This window comes from Halobellus salinus, assembly GCF_014646875.1.
Taxonomy (GTDB): Archaea; Halobacteriota; Halobacteria; order Halobacteriales; family Haloferacaceae; genus Haloquadratum; species Haloquadratum salinum.
Window position 1 is genome coordinate 1 of the sequence record NZ_BMOC01000043.1, and the last position, 2,512, is coordinate 2,512.

At 60.4% G+C, this 2,512-nt stretch carries 1 protein-coding gene and 1 pseudogene; both read left to right on the top strand.

Annotation, left to right across the window (positions count from 1 at the left end; genetic code table 11):
* Positions 1-2,137, top strand: a 2,137-nt coding sequence (gene pglZ, locus IEX72_RS15010; protein WP_188788797.1) for a BREX-5 system phosphatase PglZ, incomplete at its 5' end; no start/stop codon positions are given.
* A gap of 6 nt (positions 2,138-2,143) precedes the next feature.
* Positions 2,144-2,512 (top strand): annotated as a pseudogene (locus IEX72_RS15015) (helicase-related protein); the annotation flags it as partial.

Genomic DNA, 2,512 nt, shown 5'->3' on the forward strand with positions numbered 1-2,512 from the left:
CGCTGAAGACGCCATCGAGACTGCCATCGACGAGGCAGCCGACGAGGATCCGGTCGTACTCTGGTGGGACGACGGTGGCTACCTCCGCGACATCGTCCAAGAGGTCAGCCACTCGGTGGGCTGTGAGTTCTATGCGGCCGAGCAAACGGCACTCGAGCTGCGCGCCGACTCCCCGCGCGATCGAACCGTCTGGTACGTACCACAGGCCCACAGCGACGACGTGGACTGGTTCAAAGACGTCGAGAACACTGGTGGTGTCGTTGAGGCGCACATCGGTAAGCTTGCCGCACGTTGCTTCGAGAACGACCGCATCCAGGCGGCGTCGATTCGCACGGCCTACGAAGACGTCGGCGAAGGTGACCGCGAACAGGTCGCCAAGACGCTCTTCCAGGAGCTCAACGGCGAGGGGGGCCTCCCGACGCTCCAGGGGCTCCAGACGAAGATCGTCCTGGATGGTCATGAGGATCCGGTCCAGTTTGTTCTCGAACACGGCGCCGAGAACCTTCCCGACGAGACCGGCGATCTGCTACAGATTCGCGATCTGTTGGTCGACAACGGCGTCGCGGCCGTCGACGGCGTCACCGACGAGGACGTTCTCGTGAAACGTACGCGGCGCTGGGCCGTCGCCGAGTGGCTCGTCGAGGAGGGGCTCGACAAGTCGCTCCTCGACGCCGAATACCGACCCGAGTCCAGTTCGGGACTCGGGATCTCCCGACCTGAACTTCAGTCACTACTGAGCAAAGTCGACCCGGAACGTGCCGAAGAGCTGGCGCACGTGTACCTCGATCCGGACGCCCAGTTCTGGCACGATATTCTTCGATCCTACGACGATCCGTGGGAACTGGCCGACTGTCCCGTCGACGCCTCGCTCGAACACGAACTCTGGAACGAATGGCTGCAAGCGTTCCACGACGGTGAGTACGAGGCGTGTACGACCCGAGCGGCCACACGCTACCAGCGTCTCGAAACGACCTACGGTGACGTCCCGTGGACGAGCGTCTGGAACCAAGCTGTCGAGGTTGCCAAGCTCGCACACGAACTCGAAACATGGGAAGAACGCGGCGATACGACCGACGTCGTCGACCTCTATGGCGACGTTGACGATGGAACCTGGCAGATCGACAACGCCGTTTTCAACCTCATCGTCTCCGGCGAGCCCGAGCACGGGCTCCCCGAGGAACATCCCGCGACGGCGAGTCTCGACGACCTGCGCACGTCGCTGACTAAGTCACGCTACCTCGACTACCTCAGCGATCTCGGCGACCTGGTCGTTGACCAGATCGAGGCAGGCTCACCGTTCGTCGGCGAAAACTACGCCCACCAGTTCTTCGACCAAGAGCAAGAACACCTCCAGAGTGGCCAGAGTGTTGCGCTGTTCATCGTCGACGCGCTGCGTTTCGACCTCGCCCACGAACTGGCGGAGTCCGTCCGTCGTGAACTCCCTGGCCTTGAAGTCGACGAGACCTCTTGGGTCGGAACACTCCCCTCCGATACCGAGTTCGGAAAAGCAGCGCTCACGCCCGGCAGTAAGTTCAGCTTCAACATCGAACTCGACGACGGGGAACTCGTTCCGGAACGCAACGGCCGCGAGATCACTAACTACCAGCGTGAGAAGATGCTGAAGGACGATGGCTGGAGTTACATCATGCAGAGCAAGGACGACAAGTCGGGATGGAGCAACACTCGCGTCGCGTACTACTGGAACGACCTCGACAAAGCTGGTGAAAAAGAGCTAACCGACTTCGAGGCGCTGTTCAGCGACCGTATCGAGAAGATATCGGACATCATCTGCGAGAAGCTCGACCAGGGAGAGTGGGACCGCGCATACATTCTCGCCGACCACGGCTTTGTCTCGCTTCCCCAGAGCATCGATCTTGATGGCATCTATCCACCGGACGAGGCGGAGCAGGTGACCCGCCGTTGGGTGGCCGGAACAGACATCGACGAGGATGCACCTGGCGTCCTCCTCGACGAGAACACTCATCTCGGCTACCTTGACGATAACACGAAAATTAGTGTCCTCGCTGATCCGATTCAGCGCTTCCGCAATCAGGGAATTCCCGATGCTCGCTTCTACCACGGTGGAGTTCTCCCACAGGAATTCGTGCTCAACTTCGTCACGATCACGCAGGAATGACCGCTAATGACTGATTTCGATCCCGGTGATACGGTCCTCCTCAATGGACGCACTGCCGAGGTCATTAAGACCTACTCCGTCGGCGATCTCGACTATCTCCGGGCCTACGTCGAAGACACCGGCGTGAAGACTGTCTGTATCGATGACGTCGAGGTCGAACCCAAACGCGATCAGCTTGGGGAACTGCGCTCGGCGTCAGCCGAACAGCTACATCCCGACCACGAGGCTGTCTCGGCCGAGTGGTTCGATCTTCGTTCGCAGGCGCTCCAGCTACAAATCGCCCACGAGCAGGGACAGCTGCTGAGCATCTCGAATTCGCTGGTCCGTCTCGAACCGTATCAGCTCGCCGCAGTCAACTGGGTGATGCAGAAGCTT